Here is an 18,042-nt window from a genome sequence, read left to right on the forward strand (position 1 = left end):
CTAGGCCGCCCAGTCGTCGCTTTGCATCTCGCGCAGGCGGGATGCGGTGCGTTCGAATTCAAACGTCCCCTCCCCTTCCAGATACAGCATTTCCGGCAGCGCGGCGGCAGAGGCGATCAGGCGCACACGCGCCTCATAAAGCGCGTCGATCAGGGTGACAAAGCGCTTGGCCTCGTTGAAATTGCTGCGCGAGAGACACGGGATGTCGTCGATCATCAGCACCTTGCAAGCATCCGCGACGGCCAGGAAATCGGCTGGCCCCAGTGGCTTGGCGCAAAGGTCGAAAAAGCTGGCCCGCCCCACCCCGTTGCTGAACTGCGGGATGGTGACCGTGCGCCCGGTCACTGTCAGGTCAAGCGGGCGGGCATCGGCCCCGGCGAGGTCAGTCCAGATCGCGTCCATCTGGGTGCGGGCAGTGCCGCCGAGTGGCGTGAAGTATGTAGGGCTGCCGGTCAGCCGGTCCTGCCGGTAATCGGTGGGCGAGGCGAGTTCGCGCACCACCATCCTGTCCTTGAGCAGCTCGATGAAGGGCACGAACAACTGCCGGTTCAGCCCGTCCTTGTAGAGGTCATCGGGCACGCGGTTTGACGTGGTCACCACCACGACACCGGCGGCAAACAGCGCCTCGAACAGGCGGCCCACGATCATGGCGTCGGTGATGTCGCTGATCTGCATCTCGTCAAAGGCGAGCAGGCGGACAGAGGCGGCCACGTCCGCTGCAACAGGTGCGATGGCATCGTCCACGCCGCGTTTGCGGGCAGCGTGCATGGCGGCGTGGATTTCCTGCATGAAGGCGTGGAAGTGGACGCGCCGCGCCGGTGCCTCGACATGGCTGACAAAGAAATCCATCAGCATGGATTTGCCCCGCCCCACGCCGCCCCACAGGTACAGCCCCTTGGGCGGCTCGGGCGCCTTGCGAAACAGAGAGCGTTTCACAGGCTCGGCCAGCGCGGCGCGAATGCGCTCGAATTCGGGCAGGGCAGCCGTTTGTGCGTCGTCGTGCTTGAGGTCGCCAGCGGCCACAAGGGCCTGATATTCGGTCATCAAATCGGTCATTCCCACGTTGGTAGCGCGCCCGTTCAGCCGTGGGAAGGTGCGATGGTTCAGCGTTTGTTATGTGACGCCAAGAATTCCTGATTTGACGGCACGCCCCGGCCCCGTACTGTCGGACCCATCAGGCAGGAGAGCCCTCATGCAAAGCCGCACGTCGCTGTTCACCCCCGTTTTGATCGTTGGGTGTGTCATCATCATGGTCAGCTTTGCGGTGCGTGCCTCCTTTGGTGTGTTCCAGATCCCGATTGCCGAAGAGTTCGACTGGGCGCGGGCCGAGTTTTCCATGGCCATTGCCATCCAGAACTTGGCCTGGGGCATTGGCCAGCCGATTTTCGGCGCGATTGCGGAAAAGATCGGGGACCGCAAATCGATTGTCATGGGGGCACTGGTCTATGTGGCGGGGTTGGTTCTGTCGGCGGCCTCTACCACGCCTCTGGAACATCAGCTTTATGCGTGGCTGATCGGTTTTGGCGTGGCAGGCACCGGGTTCGGCGTGATCCTGGCCGTGGTTGGCCGCGCCTCGACGGATGAAAACCGCTCGATGAGCCTCGCGATCACGGCGGCGGCGGGTTCGGCCGGGCAGGTGTTTGGCGCGCCCGTGGCGGAATGGCTGATGTCCATCATGAGCTGGCAAAGCGTCTTTCTGATCTTTGCCGGGGCGATCATGGCGTTGCTGTTCACGCTGCCCCTGATGCGCGTGCCCCCCATGGCCAGCAAGGCCGAGCTGGAGGAGAGCCTGGGCGAGATTCTGGTCAAGGCGTTTCGCGATCCGTCCTATACGCTGATCTTCCTCGGGTTCTTTTCCTGCGGCTATCAGGTGGCGTTCATATCCGCGCATTTCCCGGCCTTTGTGACCGAGCTGTGCGGCCCGATCATGCCTGGTGGGACGTTGGACAGCATGGGTATCTCGACCACCTCGGCGCTGGGGGCCGTTGCCCTGTCGCTGATCGGGCTGGCCAATATTGCGGGTACGTTGCTGGCCGGGTGGGCAGGCAAGCGGTTTCCCAAGAAATACCTGCTGGCGGGTATCTATGTGGGCCGCACCATCGTGGCCGCTGTGTTCATCATGTTCCCGATCACGCCCACATCCGTCATCCTGTTTTCGGTGACCATGGGCACGCTGTGGCTGGCGACCGTGCCGCTGACCAGCGGGCTGGTCGCCCATATCTACGGGCTGCGCTACATGGGCACGCTTTATGGTATCGTGTTCCTGTCGCACCAGTTGGGATCGTTCCTGGGCGTGTGGCTGGGCGGGCGGCTTTATGACCTGCGCGGAGACTACACGCTGGTCTGGTGGATCGGTGTCGGCATCGGAGCCTTCAGCGCCATTGTCCACCTGCCGATCCGCGAGCGCCCGCTGGGCCAGCCTGCCCCGGCCTAGCTTAGCCGCGCGAGGTGCGGAACGCCTCGATCACCTGATCGGTGTGGGTGTAGGTCAGCCCGTGCGCTGCGCCTTCGATGACCACCTGCTGTGCCTGCGGGTTCCATGCCGCTAGGATATCCTTGCTGGCCAGCGGGATCACCTCGTCCGCGTCGGCCCAGATCGCCAGCACGGGCACGCCCGCCGCAGCGATGGTGCGGTGCTGATCCTCGAGCGGGGACCGCAGCAAGCCGCGCAGGCTGGCCAGCACGGCGGGAAAATAGCCCCGTCGATCCGTCTCTGCATGTTGCAGCGCGTTGATGCCCTCGACGCTCGATGGCAAATCCTGTTCGCGCCGCAGCCCCTTGCGCAGCTCGAACGGGTAGGCCAGCAGAAACAGCCAATCCCCGATCACGGGCACATCGCGCACGAGCCGCAGCTTTGACCCCGCGATCTGGTGCATGCCTGCGGGTGCCAGCAGCACCAGCTGTTTGACCAGCCCGGGGTGCTGCGCGGTGAAATGCGCAGCAATCGCCCCACCCATGGAATAGCCCAGAACCGTCAGGTGCCCCTGCACCTTTTCGTGGCTCAGCAGGTCGGTCAGTTGCTGGACAAAGAACGCGCCATCCTGCGGGCCGCTGACCCGGTCCGACAGCCCGCGCCCATAGAGGTCATAGACCAGCACCCGGAACCCCATCAGCGCCAGCCCCTTGGCCATCCCGCGCCAGACGAACGAGGGCGTTGTCAGTCCATGGATGCACACGGCCACGGGCCCCCGCTCGGGGCCAAGCCATTCGTAATGCGTGGTGCCCTGGGACAGCAGGGCGAACTGGCCCGACGCGTCCTTGCGCGCGCGTTCGTCCACACCGCTGCGCATCCATTCGATGGTCAGCGGGATGGCGATCAGCCCCAGCAGGATCAGGACGGCCCACATCATTGCGCACGCCACCGGTCGAGGATGTAGCGGCTGGTCATCAGGTCGAGATGCGCGCCCCCCGTTCTTGAACAGGGTGATATCATCGTCCGCGCGCCGGAACGCGCCGAGGTCGTAATAGTCCGCCTGCAAATGGTCGCGCGTGATCGTCCCCGCCTCGAGCGGGATCTTGATTTCGCCGATATGTCCCACGGTGGTGTCATAGCTGTCGACAAATACGCGGGATCTCAGCAGGGCCGCATCGTCGACCTCGCGCATGTCGGGGCGGTAAGCGCCGATCAGGTCCACATGCTGACCCGGGCGCAGCCAGTCGCCTTTGATCAGCGGTTCGGTCGACATGGTGGCGGAGGTGATGATGTCGGCGGCCTGCACGGCCTCGGCCAGATCGTCCGCGACGGCCATGCCGGGGCAGTCGCTGACCATGGTGTCGGCATTGGCGCGGGTGCGGTTCCAGAGCGTGAATTGCGCGTGGGGGAAAGCCGCCGAATAGGCGCTGTGCAGCGCCCGGCCCACGGTGCCTGCCCCGACGATCAGGATGTTGCGGCTGTCGGGCCGGGCCAGACGGCGCGCGGCCAGCAGGCTGTCGCCTGCCGTCTTCCACTTGGTCACAAGGTGGAAATCCACAATCGCCTCGAGCGTGCCGTCGCTGTCGGAATAGAGGTTCACCCCGCCATTGATCATCGGCGCGCCACGCTGCGGGTTGCCGGGAAAGACCGTCGCGGTTTTCACCGCCATGCCCAGACCGTCGATCCATGCCGCGCGGCTGAGCAGCGTGTCGGGATCGCGATAAAGGAACGTATCGCCGATCTCGGCGCGTGGCAGGTCGTGCCCGGCGGCCAGCGCATCGGTCAGGCCGATCCAGTCCAGCAGCGCCTCGCCTTCGGCAAAGGGGATGAAGGGAAGGTTCATGCGGCCTCTTGTTCTGTCAGCAGCCCTTCGGCCACGAGGCGGTCGGCCCAGCCTTGTGGTCCGTCGAACAGGTGCGTGCGCCAGCCCCGCGCATCTGCGGCGGCGATGTTGTCGGCGCGGTCATCGGTAAAGATGAGGGCATCGCCAGACAGGCCGCTGGCCGCCTCGAGCCCATCGTAGATCGTGGCATCCGGTTTGATCACCTGCATGTGCCCCGAGATGAAATCGCGGTCGAACTGGCGCAGGAACGGGTAATGCGTGGCGGCGTAGTCATAGCTTTGAATGCCGAAATTCGTCAGCGAGAACACGGGAACACCCTTGGCCTGCAAGGCCCCCATCAGCCGCACCGAATGGTCGATGGCGGGCGAGGCCATTTCGATCCAGCGGTCGTGCCACATGCGGATTTCATCGCGCCAAGCGGGGTACTCCTCGGCCGCGGCATAGATCGTGTCGGTGAAATGGTGCCCCATATCGACCTTGTCGTTCATGCCGTGCAGATCGACCTCGGCAAACATGGCGCGGCGCCGGTCTTCGCCAATGACGCTGTCGTAGAACCGTTCGGGTTGCCATTCGATCAACACGTTGCCGATGTCGAAAACCACTGCCTTGATCGTCATCTCTGTGCCGCCCTCAATTCGCGTTCCAAGGCCTCCAGAAAACGCGATCTGTCGGCCTTGGTAAACCCTTTGCCGCCGCCTTGGCGGAAGGGGTCGGCGGCGCGCAGGTCGGCCATCAGGTCTCGGGTGGCGAGCACGTTGCCGATATTGGCCTCAGTCAGCGCCTCGCCGTTGTGTTTGAGAACGCGGGCCCCGGCGGCGACGCATTTGGCCGCCAGCGGGATGTCGCCCGTGATCACCACGTCCCCCGCGCCTGCCCGGTCGGCGATCCACATATCGGCCACGTCGGGGCCCGCATCGACGATCACATTCTCGACCAGCGGGTTCTGCGAGGGGCGCAGGCCACCGTTCGAGACGACCTTCATCGCGACCCTGTGGCGGGTGGCCACCTTTTCCGCCTCGGCCTTGACCGGGCAGGCGTCGGCGTCAACGTAGAGCGTGGTCACGCCCAAAGCGCCTCTGCGTGAAAGTTCACGTGATCCTCCATGAAGGTCGAGACAAAGAAATAGCTGTGGTCATAGCCCGGCTGCATGCGGAACTGCATCTGCTGGCGGCGCGCGGTGGCGGCCTCGGCCAGCGCCTCGGGCTTGAGCAGGTCAATGAACTGGTCCTTCGTGCCCGTGTCGATCAGCATCGGCCCGTCAAACCCGTTTGCACGCATCAGGACGGTGGCATCGTGGGGCGACCATGTGGCTTCATTGTTCCCCAAATATGCAGAAAGCTGCTTGCGCCCCCAGTCACTGGCAGTGGGATTCACGATGGGCGAGAAGGCAGAGACGGAGCGGTAGCGCCCCGGCAGCGACATCGCCATGGTCAGCGCGCCGTGCCCGCCCATGGAATGCCCGGTGATCCCTTGCCGGTCCATGTCGAGCGCGAACTGGTTGCCCAGCAGCTCGGGCAGCTCCGTCGTCACGTAGTCCCACATCTGGTAGTGCGCGGCCCAGGGCTCTTCGGTCGCGTTCACATAGAACCCTGCCCCCTTGCCCAGATCATAGCCGTCATCATCGGCCACATCCTCGCCCCGCGGCGAGGTGTCGGGGAACACCAGCGCGATGCCCTGTTCGGCGGCCCAGGCCTGCGCGCCCGCCTTGGTCATCGCGTTTTCGTGGGTGCAGGTCAGGCCGGACAGATACCACAGCACGGGCACGGGGCCATCCTGCGCCTCTTGCGGCAGGAACAGGCCAAAGGTCATGTCGCAGGAACAGGCGGTCGAGGTGTGGGTATAGACGCCTTGCGTCCCCCCAAAGCAGGCGTTTTCGGATTGGGTTTGCATAGGCGTATCCTTTCGTTGCCCCATCGCTACCCGGCCCGCGCGCGTGCGGCAAGATTCGGGCGCGTGCGGGGCAGGTATTTCTGCTTGGACAGCGGTCAGCTGATCCACGCAATCACGGCTGTGAGTGTGACCACGCTGAGGGCTGTCGAGACGAGGATCGCGGCAGACACCCGCTGCGGGGCCACGCCGTAATGCTGGGCGAGCATGTAGATGTTGCCCGCCACCGGCATGGCCGCGCAGGCGATGATCATGGCCGCCCCAAACGGTTCGACCCCGAACAGGAACAGCGCGGCAAAGGCGACAAAGGCCGGGTGCAGCACCAGTTTGCAAAAGCTGAGCCAGCCCGCGATCTCGATCCGCTCGGTCGATTTCGAGGCCAGCGAAGCACCGATAGCAAAGAGCGCACCGGGGGTGGCGGCCCCGCCAAGGATGCTGAGAAAATCGTTCATCGGCGCGGGGATCGGGATCTGGAAACCGGACCACAGCAGCCCCAGCGTCATCGCCACGATCATCGGGTTCTTGACCAGGCCAGTGCCGATGGTGCGCAGGATCGACAGCGACATCCGCCCGTCCCGCCCCACGGTGATCAGGATCACGATCAGGCTGGAAAACACGATCAGGTCCGTGGCCAGCACCAGCATGACGGGGCCGATAGCCTGCGGGCCAAACAGCAGCGCCAGCATGGGCAGACCCAGAAACCCGGCATTGCCGATGACCGCGCATTGCGCCTCGACCGCCGTTGTCTGCACGTCGAGCCCCCGTAGATAGCCCACGATCGAAGCGATGGCATAGACCACGGCGGTGCCCCACAGATAGGCGGCGACAAGCCGGGTGTCCCAGACCTGCGCCAGCTCCAGATTGGCAGCAAAGCGAAAGATCATCGCCGACAGGGCAAAGTAGAAGACGAACTTGGTCAGGTAGGCTGTCGCCTCTTCGGTAAAGAAACGCGTGCGCCCCGCCCAATAGCCAAGGCCGATCAGGGCGAAAAAGGGCAATGTCTTGAACAGGATCGGCAGCATGCATCAGGGATAGCGCGTGCCGCGCGCCCTATCCACTGCCGATCAGCACTCCGGCCGCAAAAACAAGTGCGCCGCCCACGACAACTTGCAGGGTGGCCCGCCAGAACGGCGTGTCCATGTACTTGTTCTGGATCCACGCGATGGCCCAAAGTTCGACAAAGACCACGAGGATGGCCGTAATCGTCGCCGTCCAGAAATCGGGGATGAGGTAGGGCAAGGCGTGGCCCAGACCGCCCACGGTGGTCATGATGCCCGAGGCAAAGCCGCGCTTGACCGGCGAGCCGCGCCCGGAGAGCTCGCCATCATCCGACGCCGCCTCGGTAAAGCCCATGGAGATGCCCGCGCCCACGGAGGCGGCGAGACCGACAAGGAACGTGGTCCAGGTGTCCTGCGTGGCAAAGGCGACGGCAAAGATGGGCGCGAGGGTCGAGACCGATCCGTCCATGAGGCCTGCAAGGCCCGGCTGGACGTAGGTCAGGATGAACTGGCGCTTGTTCTTGTCATCCTCGCGGTTGCGCGTGTCCTCATCGAGATGTTCGTTTTCCAGCGTCTCGGCCGTGCGTTCATGCCCTGCCTCGGCAGCGGCCAGATCGCCCAACAGCTTGCGCGTGGCCGCGTCGCTGGTGCGGGCCGCAGCGGAGAGGTAGAAACGTTCGGCGTCCCGCTCCATCGCCTCGGCTTCGGAGCGGATGCGATCCAGCGACAGGTTTTCGACCAGCCAGACCGGCCGGCGGGCGTAATAGCCCGACACGTGTTCGCGCCGGATCAGAGGGATGACATCGCCAAAACGGACGCGGTGCAGATCGATCAGGCGTTGGCGGTGCGTGTCCTCTTCGGCGGCCATGCCGTCAAAGATCGCGGCACTGGCCGGGTAGTCCGCGCGCAGCCGTTCGCCGTAGCCGCGATAGATGCGGGCGTCATCCTCTTCGGATGAGATGGCAAGGGCCAACACCTCTTGTTCCGTCAGGTCGCTGAACCTTTTGCGCTGGGTCGAAAATCGCATGTTTGCTCCACCAGTTTAGAACGATTCCAAGTCATGATGGCCCGACTGACACAAGTTGCAAGCGGGCTTTTGCGATTTTTCTTATCGAAACTGAACAGATCGGTTTATATTGTTGCTCACTCCTTAGGCAGGCCACGTAATGAATGACGCTACCCCCATAGTCCGCAAGGGCCGCAAATTTGACCAGGTGCTGGAGGGCGCGCGTGCGGTTTTCATGGCGGACGGCTTTGAAGGGGCGAGTGTGGACGACATCGCGAGGGCGGCAGAGGTCAGCAAGGCGACGCTGTACAGCTACTTTCCCGACAAGCGGCTGTTGTTCATGGAAGTCGCCAACATGGAATGCGCCCGGCAAAGCCAGACGGCTGTCGACACCATCGACAAGAGCCAGCCGCCGCGCGAGGTGCTGTGCCAGGTCGGGCGGCAATTCCTGAGCTTTATCACCTCGAAATTCGGTCAACAGGTGTTTCGCATCTGCGTGGCGGAATCAGATCGCTTTCCCGAGATCGGGCGGGCGTTCTACCAGTCCGGCCCGCAGCGGATGCGCACGGTGATGGGGGCCTATTTCCAGGAAGCGGTCGAGCGCGGCGAGTTGAAGATCGACGACCTGACGCTGGCCACCGACCAGTTTGGCGAGCTGTGCAAGGCCGACATCTGGCCGCGCCTGATGTTCGGGGTGATCGACAGTGTCAGCGATGAGGATATCGACCGGGTCGTAGATGCCGCCGTCGAGACGTTCCTGGCACGCTACGGCGCCTGATCCCTTTACGTGATGACTCGACTCGGGGTGGCGACTCGGCGTATTCAAGGTGGGAACAAAATGTGAACATTTTGAGATGCCCGACCGTCGTATCCTGTCCCTGTGGTTCCCGCGTCTGGGGGCCGAACGCCTGATCCGGCGTCAGCCGGTGCTGGCGGATCAGCCGCTTGCCGTGGTGCAGGAACAGCAGAACATGCAGCAGATCACGTCGCTGAACGGTGCCGCGCAGGCCTATGGACTGCAGGTCGGCCAGCCCGTGCGCGATGCCCATGCGATGTGTCCGGGCCTGCTGACCCATCCCCGCAGCCCGGCCGGAGAGTTGCGGTTTCTCGAGGCCCTGCAACGCTGGGCGGGCAAGTTCAGCCCCTGGGTCGCGCCCGAGGATGGCGATGCGCTGGTGGTTGATCTGACGGGCTGTGCGCATCTGTTCGGGGGCGAGGCGCAACTGATGCAGGTGGTCGAGGATGATTGCACCGATCTGGGCCTGAGCGTGCTGATGGGGCTGGCCGACACCCGTGGGGCTGCCTGGGCGCTGGCCCGGTTTGCCGGGCGCACGACGGGGTCGGACCGCACCGGCGACGCCATTGATCAAGAGGCGCGGGCCACCCGGTCGCGCGCGGGCAAGCGGCGGCACTGGACCAGGGGCGGGGCCGCCCCGGCTGTGCAGACCCGTGCGGGCAGCACCCTGCGCATTGCCCCGCCGGGGCAGACCTATGGCGCGCTCAGCCCTCTGCCCATTGCGGCGCTGCGGCTGGAACCCGAGATCGCGGCGCAACTGGCCCGCCTGGGGCTGCGCCGGGTGGGCGACCTGCTGGGCCAACCCCGCGCCGGGCTCGCGCGGCGGTTCGGGCGGGGGCTGGTGCTGCGATTGGATCAGGCGATGGGCAGCGCGCCCGAACCTGTGTCGCCTGCCAAACCGCCAGACCATTTTGCCGTGCGCATGACCCTGCCCGACCCCATCGGGCTGGCCGAGGATGTGATGGCGGGCATCGACAGGCTCCTCCCCCGCCTGTGCAAGGCGCTGGAGGAGAAGGGAAAGGGCGCGCGGCGGGTGGCGTTGCAGGCCTATCGCAGCGACCACGGCGTCGAGATGATCGAGGTCGGGCTGGCGCGGCCCAGCTTTGATCCCCACCGTATCCGCCCCCTGCTGGAAATGAAGATCGAAGAGATTGATGCCGGGTTCGGCATCGACATGCTGCGGCTGGTGGCCGTGCAGGCAGAGGCCGTCCATGACGTGATGGCCGTGGGGCATCTGCAGGCGGGCGCGGCGGTGCAGGCGCGGCTGAACAATGCCAATGCGCTGGACGATCTGATCGGGCGGCTGGGCGCGCGCGTGGGGCTGGACGCGATCCGGCGGCTTCATCCCGCAGACAGCCACATCCCCGAAAAATCGCATCAGGTTCTGGCCGCGGCCTGGTCAAAACCGCAGGACGGCCCGTGGCCCGCGCCCAGCAATCCGCGCCCGTTGCTGATGTGGTCGCCCGAGCCGGTGCATGCCCCCGCCGTCCCGCAGATGCCCGAAACCTTCCGCTGGCGGGGCCGCGATCTGACCCGCCTGCGCGCCATCGGGCCGGAACGCATCGCGCCCGAATGGTGGCTGGACGACCCCAACTGGCGCTCTGGCACGCGGGATTACTGGGTGACGGACACGGTCGACGGCCAGCGGCTGTGGCTGTTCTTTGGCCATGGCGGAGCGATGTCGCCCGGCTGGTTCTGCCAGGGCAGCTTTGCCTGAAGGTTACGCCGCAGCACGACAGATCAGGCCATCAGCCCCGCGCGCGTGACCACGTAAAAGAGCGCAAGGACAGAGATCGCAACCAAGACAGCCACGTGCACACCCCGTTCCACACGGGCCCCCAGCACGGTCTGCACGCCAAACGAGACGACCCCGGTGGCAACCACGATCATCAATTGCCCCAGTTCGATCCCCAGATTGAAGCTGAACAGCGACCAGACAAGTTGCGGGCTGTCGGGCCCGAGAATCCGGCTGAGCATGAGGGAAAAGCCAAAACCGTGGACAATCCCAATTCCGAAATACACCGCTGCCGCGCCCGATTTGCCCCTGAGCGCGCTGACAGCGGTATAGATCATGGACAGCGCAATGGTTGTTTCAACCGCCGGAATGAAAAGCGGCCACGCGGGCTGCAGCCCAAAAACGGTCGTGCCCAGTGTAATCGAATGCCCAAGCGTGAACGCAGTGACCAGAATGGCAAGCTGTCGCCAGGCAATGGCCCCTGCCGTCATCGTCCCCAGCGTCATCGCAACCACGAGGGCCATGTGGTCGATCCCTTCGACGATATGGCGCACACCCTGCTCGAGATAGAGAACGAACAGCGTCACGGTCGTGCGATCCAGAAGGAGGGGGATTGCAATTGACCGGGCATGTTGAACTGCACGTCATCCCCGCCCCGCAGATCAATCACGTGGTTGTCGATGTCCACATCCGCCGGGAATTCGGGATACCCCGCCAGCACTCTCAGTGCGCCCCCCGCATCCGGTGGCAGACTGATCGCCATTTCGACCCAGGCTTCACCAAAGGCAGGATCAAGCTGTGCGCTGGCCCGCGCGATCGACCTTTGCGCGCGCGTTTCACTGTCAAAGGCGTCCTGCGGCATACGCCCGATAATGCGATAGGCGCGCAAGCGCCCCGGGTTTGCGCCAGCCCCCCGATACCACAACAAGGACTTGCCCAGCCGTGCGGCAAACGCCTGTTTGTTCTGCGCGACAGCCTCGAGCGACAGCCACAGCCCGTAGGTGTCGTCGAATGTCTTGCCTGCATACAGAAATGGGGTCGCGACGGTCGTCTCTGCATCGACATCGGCTGGTGCGACGTCGGCAAATGCGAGGCCCAAAGGCATGCGCACATAGGCCGTGCCGCCGGACGAGATCCCCGGTCAGAACGATGCTGCGCACCTTGGTCCCGTCAGAGAAGTGCGCATGAGCCAAACTGGCTTGCAGCAGGCCGAATAGCAGGCAAATGGCCGCGAGATACCACAGTTTCCTACTGAAATTGAGTCGCGCTGTGATTCGAACCGGATTGATAATGAAGGGTGTTGTCATGAAAGTTTCAAAGAATGTCTTGGTTTCGAAAAGTAGTGAGAAGTATTTGTGAATACGTATTTTTTAACCAGAGCGCGAACATATTTGAATTGCATTTAAGCAAAAAGACCTTGTTTCAACCGCCAGTTTCATCAACCATAATGAACAGTTATTGTTATTAATCATAGGTAGGCCATGCTGTCGAAGGCCGTTTCATTCCTGTGCGCGGCGACAATTTCAGTTGCCCCGATATACGCATCCGCATGCGGCACAGCGCAAACGGATTTTGTCCAGGTGTCGGTCGGCACGCTGGACGGTGGCGAGCGTACCTATGACAGTTACCGCTTGATGGCCGATGGCACGCTGCACCGGGCCGTATGGTCCAACTACGGCGTACTGATCGGAGTGGCAGCGGGTAAAGCACCAGACCAGGCCTCGTTCAAATCTGCAGAGCGCGCGGTGCGCGGCGCACGTTCAGGCTTTGCCGGATTTGGCGGCGCCAGCGGTCGCCCGGGGCAGATCCTTGATGCCGTGATCTACAAGAACGGCAAAAGCGGCCGCCAGGTAGAGCGCAACTCAGTCCCCGCTCGCCTCACGGCCCTTATCGGTTATTGGCAGGATGCCGCACCCCTGAGCACACCCGATGCGGGGACGTATGTGTGGACCAATCCGTCCAGACCCGATGGAACCAATCGCGACTTAGATCTGTCGCAAGACTGCGAAAGCCCCGTTGCAAGCGCAATTGATGCTGCCATGGGAACGGGCAAGATCGCCGTCAAAATCCGTAACGATGCCGGAACATTTACGTCCGGCAGCAATGCCAACCGCAGTCAGTTCGGTGCTTACACCGCTGACGACATGATCCGTTTCGGGGTCGTGCAAACCCGCTGAGGACGGGAACAACAGACTATTTTTATCTACCAACTAGGAAGGACTTGAATAATGCGTTTCAATTTCAAAAAAGCGGTGCATGTCACCGCCAGTGCAGGGGCTATTCTCGCCTCGTTGGCCATGCCGATACACGCAGCAGATCACTGGCTGTCTGGCGTGACGATACAATCCAGCAGCGGTGGTACTTTCAACCTCAAGGCGGGCGAGTTTGCGCTTGAAAGTCTCACCCTCGGAGATAGCAGTGATGCTGTTTTCGACATTACCATTTCGCTTGAGGAAGATCCGCAGGGCGACGACGATTACAAGGCCGATGGCGGCACGGCAGATGCCGAGCAAAAGGTGTTCGAAGCCAAGATCGAAGAGTTTGCCAGGGCGGTCTTTCAGTCGACGAACGGAGCGCACAAAATCGGCAAGGTCACGATGTTCCGCAAAGGCGAGCAGTCGACCATTGCCGATGTCCGTTGGGACAAGGATTGCGCTGCCGACAACGGGCCCTACGCCTATCCCAGCACATTTGGCGTGGCGGGCGGTTACATTCACATGTGTACCACATGGGCCAACGCACCCACGTCGATGAACACGACGGCAGGCGGCGGCCACACACTCGCGCACGAGTGGGGCCACTATGCCTACGGCCTGTACGACGAATATGCCGAACAGCAATGTGGTGTTATCCGCCGTACGTTTGGTCTGTGTGGGCCACGTCCACGCGCCGATGACACCGTGGCAATCCCGTCGATCATGAACAACCAGTGGCGCGCTGCAACGGACCGCGACTATCTGGAGTTCTCGACGTCCAACATTGCGCCCTACAACTCGATCCTCGGATCCAACGCACACAAGCGGGTGTTTGGTGAATCGAACTGGGATACGCTGGTGCGTGATCCCAAGACGGACCCCAAGCACAGCTATCTGCCAACGCGGACGCGCTACACCACGCTGACGGCGCCGACGTCGCCCAACTTTATCGTCAACGACAATGAATCAACGGCCCTGTCCGCACTGGATATCATCTGGGCGGGTGATCAGGTCGTCGAATTGATGATCGACGATTCCGGTTCGATGGGCGGCACACCGATTGCCAATGCGATCACGGCCGGCAGCCTTTTGGTTGGTCAGCTGACACCGGGCCAGACGGCCGTGGGTGTTGGTCGCTTTGATTCATCGGCCAGCCAGGCCTATCCCATCACGGATATCCCGGATCCTGACACCGGCGTTCGCGCCGCAGCACAGGCCGCGATTGCAGCACTGCGCGCAGGCGGTGGGACCAATATCGAAGGTGCCGCTCTGACCGCTCTGAACCAGACGCAATCCTTCCAGGGCGGTACACGCCCCTCGGTTGTGTATCTGCTGACGGACGGGCGCAGCTCGGTCAATCGGTCGACTGTGATCAACGCCTACAAGGCCGCAAGTGTCCCGCTGATCACGTTCGGCTTTGGCTCGAATGTCGACACCGGCCTGCTGACCGCACTGGCGGATGGCACGGGTGGGCGCTTCTTTAACTCGCCAACAACCTTGGCCGAGATCCAGCAGGCGTTCATCGCGGCCAATGCGGCGTTCTCGTCCACGGTTCTGGTCGCATCCAGCGCCAGTTCAGCGGCGGCATCCAGCACGACAACACAGTCCATCCCGCTGGATTCAACGCTGGCCACGTCCAACGTGACCGTCACTTATGCCGCACCGGAGTCCGACATTTCGCTGGCGCTGCTTGACCCTTCGGGCACGGCAACCGGTGTTATGTTCAACTGTGAGGGCACAAGCGAAGTGTCGTGCACGGGCGAAGTCGACGTCTCGGCCATCGGGGCGGGTGACTATACGCTGAACATCACCAACAACACCGGCACCGCCAAGGATGTAGACACGCTGATCGCTGGTTCGCCTACAGGCGCGTCGCCCTATGATGTGGCGGTCGAGTTCAGCAACGTGAACTATCCGGATGCGTTTTCGATCTTTGCTACCGTGACACAGGGGCCGTCGATTGCCGGTCTGGACGTCGTGGCCGAAGTGACGAAACCGGACAATACAGTCATCTCGGTTCCGTTGCTGGATGATGGTGTTGGATCGGACCTTGTTGCGGATGACGGAACGTACACGGCCGATGTGGCCTATGACCAGAACGGCATCTACAACAGCGTTGTGACCGCGTCGAACGCCGCTGGGAATGCGACAACCACCTTTGAAGGTATTGCCGTGGCCCTGGCGGAGAACGGGGAAGGCATCGTGCCGACACCGCGCAACATCTCGGAAAACTTCACGCGGACCGGTGCAGCCACAGCCGTGGCAAGCAACGTGCTGGCTGACGATCACACCAATGATCCGACGGCACCCGCACTGTGTTCCGCCGTGGCCGATGACAACATCGACGTCACGGGCCGTATCGATGCGGCGGGCGATGTGGATTGCTTCTTCTTCACACCGTCGAGCACAACGAGCGATCTGATCGCACGTGTGACAAGCCTTGCCGCAGGCATGGACCCTGTTGTGACCGTGTTTGACGCGACAGGGACAACGCAGTTGGCACAGTTCACTCTGAGTTCCTCGGCCAACTCGCAATCGGGCGCTGTTGCGACAGTTCCGGCGAGTGCGTTGAACGCAGCCGGGCACGTTGTGACCATCGCACATAGCGATGCAACCGCTGATATGGGGACCTATGCGCTGTCCGTTGGTCCTGTGCTAGCCTCTGACGTGGCCGAAGCGGCTGATGGTGGTGGCACGACTCCGCCAACAGATCCGGCGACGCCGACCACCGATACCGGTGGTGCGCTTGGCCCATGGTCGGTTCTGTTTGGTGCCCTGCTGGCCCTTGTCGGCCTGCGCCAGCGCCGCCGCATGTCGTGACGACATCGCACTGACATGATTGAGTGGGGCGGCATCCTGTGCCGCCCCTTTCTTTTGATCTAAATCCCCAGCACCCAGATGCCTGCCGCAGCAAGGCAAAGCCAAGCCCCGAATGGTGTGGCCGCCGTTGATCGCAGGCTTTGCCCCTTGCGCCAAGAGCCGATCGCGGCCCCTGCCAAGGCACCGATGGCAGCAACCAGCGCGATCATCGGCAACGCGGCCGCACCCATGGTCAGGGCCAACCCGCCAAACAGCAGCACATCACCAAATCCCAGCCCTTCGCGACCACGCCACAGCCAGTAGGACCAGCGCACGATCAGGGCGATACCCAGCCCGACGGCCATGTCCATCATTGCCGCCCATGCCGTCAGCCCCGGTGTCGTTGCCGCAACTGCAAACCCGGTTGCATAGAGCACCAGCATCAGCGGATCAGGCAGGCGGTAGCGCGTCGCGTCGCACAGGGCGAGGCCCGCTAGCACCCACAGGAACGCCGTGCCCAGGATCAGATCGACATATGTCTCTGCCCGCCACATCGCCACCAAAGGAATGAGGGCGCAGCCCACCTCCATCCCCCACAGGCGCCACGAAATCGACGTGCCGCACCCGGCACATGCCCCGCCAAGCCACGGCCAGGAAAAGAGCGGGATTTTTCCGGCCATGGCAGGACGCGCTGGCAGGATCGGCATCGTGACGGGGTTCGCACACTATCCTCGCCCCGTGGCCAGCGATCCGCCACCAGTGCGAGGTGCGAACCAACCGCCGCCCCGATAAGGCACAACCAGATGATCAAACCGACTTGCATGCGGTCAGAGAACGTAGCTGGCAGTGGCCACAACGTAGATCGCAATGGCGGTCAGGCGCAAAGGCCCTGTTCCGGTCGCCGCGAGGCTACCCCCCAAGGCCCCCAGTGAGTGAGATAGGACAGACACAGTGCCCTTGATCGCTTCATTCGCACCCGGCACCGGCCCCACCCAGGCTTCGTACCCGATTTTGGTCAACAGGCAGCCCAGAACCACAGCGGAAAACCAGCGCGGCCCGGTTTGCGCCATGACCAGCCCGCCAAAGGCAAAGACACCGTGTGTGATGCCGGAAAACCCCACATAAGAGACGTCAGCCGGTTGAAAGATCAAAAGGCCCACCGAAATCACGGCACCCGACATCAGGATGGCGCGGGCCAGCCCGCGCCCCGTCAGGATCGGCCACAGTGTTGCACAGATCAGGCCCAAGCCAGCGATGTTGAGATAGGTGTGCTTGGGGCTCAGATTGACCAGATGCGCACCGATCATCCGCCAGATTTCCCCACTCAGAACCTCGGCGCGATGCAAGGCAAACGTGCGGCGTGCCGCATCCCCGAAAACCTCGACAAAAGCCATCAAGAGCGCCAGACCAACCGCCAGCCCGATGGCCGTCAAAAGAGTTGCATCGCGCAGAGCCTTTTGGGTAGTCTTCATGGCACCAGTTAACGACCAAAAAGCTGATTTGTCATGCAATTTTATGGATTTCGCGGGCGCAGCGCCGTCTCGCGAGAAGGTTTCAGACGTCACTGGATTGCTGTTTTCACCGGCCTCACGATGCCCGGACTTTTGGTTCAGAAACACGGATCACGTCCGCGGCGGGACGCCGGGTTTTCGCTGCTTGAACTCATGGTGGTCGTGGTCATCCTGTCCATCCTCGCACTGGTCATCGTGCCGCGTGTCATCGACCGCCCTGACCAGGCGCGGGTTGCCCGTGCAAACTCCGACATCGCGGCGTTGAAGTCAGCCATCGAACTCTACCGCCTCGACAATTTCCGCTATCCGACAACCGAACAGGGCCTCGCGGCGCTGGTGACGCGCCCGAGCACCGATCCGGCCCCCAGCAACTATGCAGCCAACGGGTATATCGAGCGGGTGCCAAGCGATCCATGGGGCGGTGCCTACCAGTATCTCGAACCCGGCGTGCATGGCCCCTTTGATGTGTTCACCTTTGGTGCGGATGGCGTGTCTGGCGGGGATGGTTCCAATGCGGATATCGGGTCATGGGGCGAATAGGTGGCACGCACGACGCAGGCTTTTCCCTGATCGAACTGGTCGCGGTCGTTGCGGTTCTCGCCGTGTTGTCGGTAAGTGTCGCCCTGACCACCGGCCGCCCGCGCGACGAGGGACAGAGCGATGCGGCCCAATTTGCCCGCACCTTTGCCAACCTTCAGAACGCGGCGGTGCTGAAAGGCCACGCTACGGGGCTCGACCTGGGTGTGGGGGGTGGCAAACTCTGGCCGCATCTCCACAGGATCAGCACCACTATGTTCCAACCGCTGATCCCGTCGTTCTGGCAGGCGAGGTCCGATACCTGATTGATGGTACGCCCCTC

At 63.0% G+C, this 18,042-nt stretch carries 18 protein-coding genes and 2 pseudogenes; 7 read left to right on the forward strand and 13 right to left on the reverse strand.

Going from position 1 to position 18,042, the window contains the following annotated elements; all coding sequences use genetic code 11:
- Positions 1 to 1,056 carry a cell division protein ZapE gene (gene zapE / locus ACMHLQ_RS11190; RefSeq protein ID WP_415404874.1) on the reverse strand — a complete coding sequence of 352 codons (1,056 nt, stop codon included), beginning with the start codon at positions 1,054 to 1,056 and terminating at the stop codon, positions 1 to 3.
- Positions 1,057 to 1,192: 136 nt separating this feature from the next.
- On the opposite strand from zapE, the gene ACMHLQ_RS11195 reads away from it, so the two are divergent.
- The gene (locus ACMHLQ_RS11195; RefSeq protein WP_415404875.1) at positions 1,193 to 2,434 is read left to right on the forward strand and encodes an MFS transporter; all 1,242 of its coding nucleotides are present in this window, start codon (positions 1,193 to 1,195) and stop codon (positions 2,432 to 2,434) included.
- 1 nt (position 2,435) lies between these two features.
- On the opposite strand, the gene ACMHLQ_RS11200 is transcribed toward ACMHLQ_RS11195, so the two are convergent.
- From ACMHLQ_RS11200 to mbfA, 7 genes and pseudogenes are all read right to left on the reverse strand, one after another.
- Positions 2,436 to 3,350, reverse strand: a complete 915-nt coding sequence (locus ACMHLQ_RS11200) for an alpha/beta fold hydrolase (RefSeq protein ID WP_415404876.1) — start codon at positions 3,348 to 3,350, stop codon at positions 2,436 to 2,438.
- Positions 3,347 to 4,256, reverse strand: a pseudogene (locus ACMHLQ_RS11205) (ornithine cyclodeaminase family protein). The gene ACMHLQ_RS11200 and the pseudogene ACMHLQ_RS11205 overlap by 4 nt, the downstream one beginning before the upstream one ends.
- Positions 4,253 to 4,873 (reverse strand): HAD-IA family hydrolase, encoded by a 621-nt coding sequence (locus ACMHLQ_RS11210; protein WP_415404877.1) that lies wholly within the window; start codon positions 4,871 to 4,873, stop codon positions 4,253 to 4,255. The pseudogene ACMHLQ_RS11205 and the gene ACMHLQ_RS11210 overlap by 4 nt, the downstream one beginning before the upstream one ends.
- Positions 4,870 to 5,319, reverse strand: coding sequence for a YaiI/YqxD family protein (locus ACMHLQ_RS11215; RefSeq protein ID WP_415404878.1), 450 nt, complete (start codon positions 5,317 to 5,319; stop codon positions 4,870 to 4,872). The genes ACMHLQ_RS11210 and ACMHLQ_RS11215 overlap by 4 nt, the downstream gene beginning before the upstream one ends.
- Positions 5,316 to 6,146 (reverse strand): S-formylglutathione hydrolase, encoded by an 831-nt coding sequence (fghA, locus tag ACMHLQ_RS11220; RefSeq protein ID WP_415404879.1) that lies wholly within the window; start codon positions 6,144 to 6,146, stop codon positions 5,316 to 5,318. Before fghA ends, ACMHLQ_RS11215 begins: the two co-directional genes overlap by 4 nt.
- 95 nt (positions 6,147 to 6,241) lie before the next feature.
- A complete protein-coding gene (locus ACMHLQ_RS11225; protein WP_415404880.1) occupies positions 6,242 to 7,165 on the reverse strand; it encodes an AEC family transporter in 924 nt (307 codons plus the stop codon).
- 28 nt (positions 7,166 to 7,193) lie between these two features.
- Positions 7,194 to 8,168, reverse strand: coding sequence for an iron exporter MbfA (gene mbfA / locus ACMHLQ_RS11230; protein ID WP_415404882.1), 975 nt, complete (start codon positions 8,166 to 8,168; stop codon positions 7,194 to 7,196).
- A gap of 139 nt (positions 8,169 to 8,307) precedes the next feature.
- Here mbfA and ACMHLQ_RS11235 point away from each other — a divergent pair, with 139 nt between their 5' ends.
- Complete coding sequence (locus ACMHLQ_RS11235) at positions 8,308 to 8,925, forward strand: TetR/AcrR family transcriptional regulator (RefSeq protein ID WP_415404884.1); 618 nt, start codon at positions 8,308 to 8,310, stop codon at positions 8,923 to 8,925.
- A 76-nt stretch (positions 8,926 to 9,001) separates the two neighbouring features.
- Positions 9,002 to 10,660 carry a Y-family DNA polymerase gene (locus ACMHLQ_RS11240; RefSeq protein WP_415404885.1) on the forward strand — a complete coding sequence of 553 codons (1,659 nt, stop codon included), beginning with the start codon at positions 9,002 to 9,004 and terminating at the stop codon, positions 10,658 to 10,660.
- Positions 10,661 to 10,683: 23 nt separating this feature from the next.
- Here the strand turns inward: ACMHLQ_RS11240 and ACMHLQ_RS11245 are convergent, their stop codons facing one another.
- Both ACMHLQ_RS11245 and ACMHLQ_RS11250 read right to left on the reverse strand, forming a co-directional pair.
- Positions 10,684 to 11,265, reverse strand: coding sequence for a HupE/UreJ family protein (locus tag ACMHLQ_RS11245; RefSeq protein WP_415404887.1), 582 nt, complete (start codon positions 11,263 to 11,265; stop codon positions 10,684 to 10,686).
- A complete protein-coding gene (locus tag ACMHLQ_RS11250) occupies positions 11,262 to 11,783 on the reverse strand; it encodes a hypothetical protein (RefSeq protein WP_415404889.1) in 522 nt (173 codons plus the stop codon). The genes ACMHLQ_RS11245 and ACMHLQ_RS11250 overlap by 4 nt, the downstream gene beginning before the upstream one ends.
- Positions 11,784 to 12,159: 376 nt before the next feature.
- Here ACMHLQ_RS11250 and ACMHLQ_RS11255 point away from each other — a divergent pair, with 376 nt between their 5' ends.
- Together ACMHLQ_RS11255 and ACMHLQ_RS11260 are read left to right on the forward strand one after the other, a co-directional pair.
- The gene (locus tag ACMHLQ_RS11255) at positions 12,160 to 12,855 is read left to right on the forward strand and encodes a hypothetical protein (protein WP_415404891.1); all 696 of its coding nucleotides are present in this window, start codon (positions 12,160 to 12,162) and stop codon (positions 12,853 to 12,855) included.
- Between the two features lie 51 nt (positions 12,856 to 12,906).
- Positions 12,907 to 15,693, forward strand: coding sequence for a VWA domain-containing protein (locus tag ACMHLQ_RS11260; protein ID WP_415404892.1), 2,787 nt, complete (start codon positions 12,907 to 12,909; stop codon positions 15,691 to 15,693).
- 59 nt (positions 15,694 to 15,752) lie between these two features.
- On the opposite strand, the gene ACMHLQ_RS11265 is transcribed toward ACMHLQ_RS11260, so the two are convergent.
- From ACMHLQ_RS11265 to rrtA, 3 genes and pseudogenes are all read right to left on the reverse strand, one after another.
- Complete coding sequence (locus ACMHLQ_RS11265; protein WP_415405271.1) at positions 15,753 to 16,262, reverse strand: prepilin peptidase; 510 nt, start codon at positions 16,260 to 16,262, stop codon at positions 15,753 to 15,755.
- A gap of 15 nt (positions 16,263 to 16,277) precedes the next feature.
- Positions 16,278 to 16,495 (reverse strand): annotated as a pseudogene (locus ACMHLQ_RS11270) (prepilin peptidase); the annotation flags it as partial.
- A gap of 4 nt (positions 16,496 to 16,499) precedes the next feature.
- Positions 16,500 to 17,144 (reverse strand): rhombosortase, encoded by a 645-nt coding sequence (rrtA, locus tag ACMHLQ_RS11275; protein WP_415404893.1) that lies wholly within the window; start codon positions 17,142 to 17,144, stop codon positions 16,500 to 16,502.
- 192 nt (positions 17,145 to 17,336) lie between these two features.
- On the opposite strand from rrtA, the gene gspG reads away from it, so the two are divergent.
- Both gspG and ACMHLQ_RS11285 read left to right on the forward strand, forming a co-directional pair.
- Positions 17,337 to 17,723, forward strand: a complete 387-nt coding sequence (gene gspG, locus ACMHLQ_RS11280) for a type II secretion system major pseudopilin GspG (protein WP_415404894.1) — start codon at positions 17,337 to 17,339, stop codon at positions 17,721 to 17,723.
- Positions 17,711 to 18,025 carry a prepilin-type N-terminal cleavage/methylation domain-containing protein gene (locus ACMHLQ_RS11285; RefSeq protein WP_415404895.1) on the forward strand — a complete coding sequence of 105 codons (315 nt, stop codon included), beginning with the start codon at positions 17,711 to 17,713 and terminating at the stop codon, positions 18,023 to 18,025. Before gspG ends, ACMHLQ_RS11285 begins: the two co-directional genes overlap by 13 nt.
- Positions 18,026 to 18,042 lie beyond the last annotated feature (17 nt).

Source organism: Tateyamaria algicola (genome assembly GCF_047715485.1).
In the GTDB taxonomy this organism is placed as follows: domain Bacteria; phylum Pseudomonadota; class Alphaproteobacteria; order Rhodobacterales; family Rhodobacteraceae; genus Tateyamaria.

What these genes read in the sequence shown, in the direction of transcription:
- zapE (WP_415404874.1), bottom strand. Translation starts at nt 1,056, where the DNA reads ATGACCGATTTGATGACCGAATATCAGGCCCTTGTGGCCGCTGGCGAC.
- ACMHLQ_RS11195 (WP_415404875.1), top strand. Translation starts at nt 1,193, where the DNA reads ATGCAAAGCCGCACGTCGCTGTTCACCCCCGTTTTGATCGTTGGGTGT.
- ACMHLQ_RS11200 (WP_415404876.1), bottom strand. Translation starts at nt 3,350, where the DNA reads ATGATGTGGGCCGTCCTGATCCTGCTGGGGCTGATCGCCATCCCGCTG.
- ACMHLQ_RS11210 (WP_415404877.1), bottom strand. Translation starts at nt 4,873, where the DNA reads ATGACGATCAAGGCAGTGGTTTTCGACATCGGCAACGTGTTGATCGAA.
- fghA (WP_415404879.1), bottom strand. Translation starts at nt 6,146, where the DNA reads ATGCAAACCCAATCCGAAAACGCCTGCTTTGGGGGGACGCAAGGCGTC.
- ACMHLQ_RS11225 (WP_415404880.1), bottom strand. Translation starts at nt 7,165, where the DNA reads ATGCTGCCGATCCTGTTCAAGACATTGCCCTTTTTCGCCCTGATCGGC.
- mbfA (WP_415404882.1), bottom strand. Translation starts at nt 8,168, where the DNA reads ATGCGATTTTCGACCCAGCGCAAAAGGTTCAGCGACCTGACGGAACAA.
- ACMHLQ_RS11235 (WP_415404884.1), top strand. Translation starts at nt 8,308, where the DNA reads ATGAATGACGCTACCCCCATAGTCCGCAAGGGCCGCAAATTTGACCAG.
- ACMHLQ_RS11240 (WP_415404885.1), top strand. Translation starts at nt 9,002, where the DNA reads ATGCCCGACCGTCGTATCCTGTCCCTGTGGTTCCCGCGTCTGGGGGCC.
- ACMHLQ_RS11250 (WP_415404889.1), bottom strand. Translation starts at nt 11,783, where the DNA reads ATGCCTTTGGGCCTCGCATTTGCCGACGTCGCACCAGCCGATGTCGAT.
- ACMHLQ_RS11255 (WP_415404891.1), top strand. Translation starts at nt 12,160, where the DNA reads ATGCTGTCGAAGGCCGTTTCATTCCTGTGCGCGGCGACAATTTCAGTT.
- ACMHLQ_RS11260 (WP_415404892.1), top strand. Translation starts at nt 12,907, where the DNA reads ATGCGTTTCAATTTCAAAAAAGCGGTGCATGTCACCGCCAGTGCAGGG.
- ACMHLQ_RS11265 (WP_415405271.1), bottom strand. Translation starts at nt 16,262, where the DNA reads ATGGAGGTGGGCTGCGCCCTCATTCCTTTGGTGGCGATGTGGCGGGCA.
- rrtA (WP_415404893.1), bottom strand. Translation starts at nt 17,144, where the DNA reads ATGAAGACTACCCAAAAGGCTCTGCGCGATGCAACTCTTTTGACGGCC.
- gspG (WP_415404894.1), top strand. Translation starts at nt 17,337, where the DNA reads ATGGTGGTCGTGGTCATCCTGTCCATCCTCGCACTGGTCATCGTGCCG.
- ACMHLQ_RS11285 (WP_415404895.1), top strand. Translation starts at nt 17,711, where the DNA reads ATGGGGCGAATAGGTGGCACGCACGACGCAGGCTTTTCCCTGATCGAA.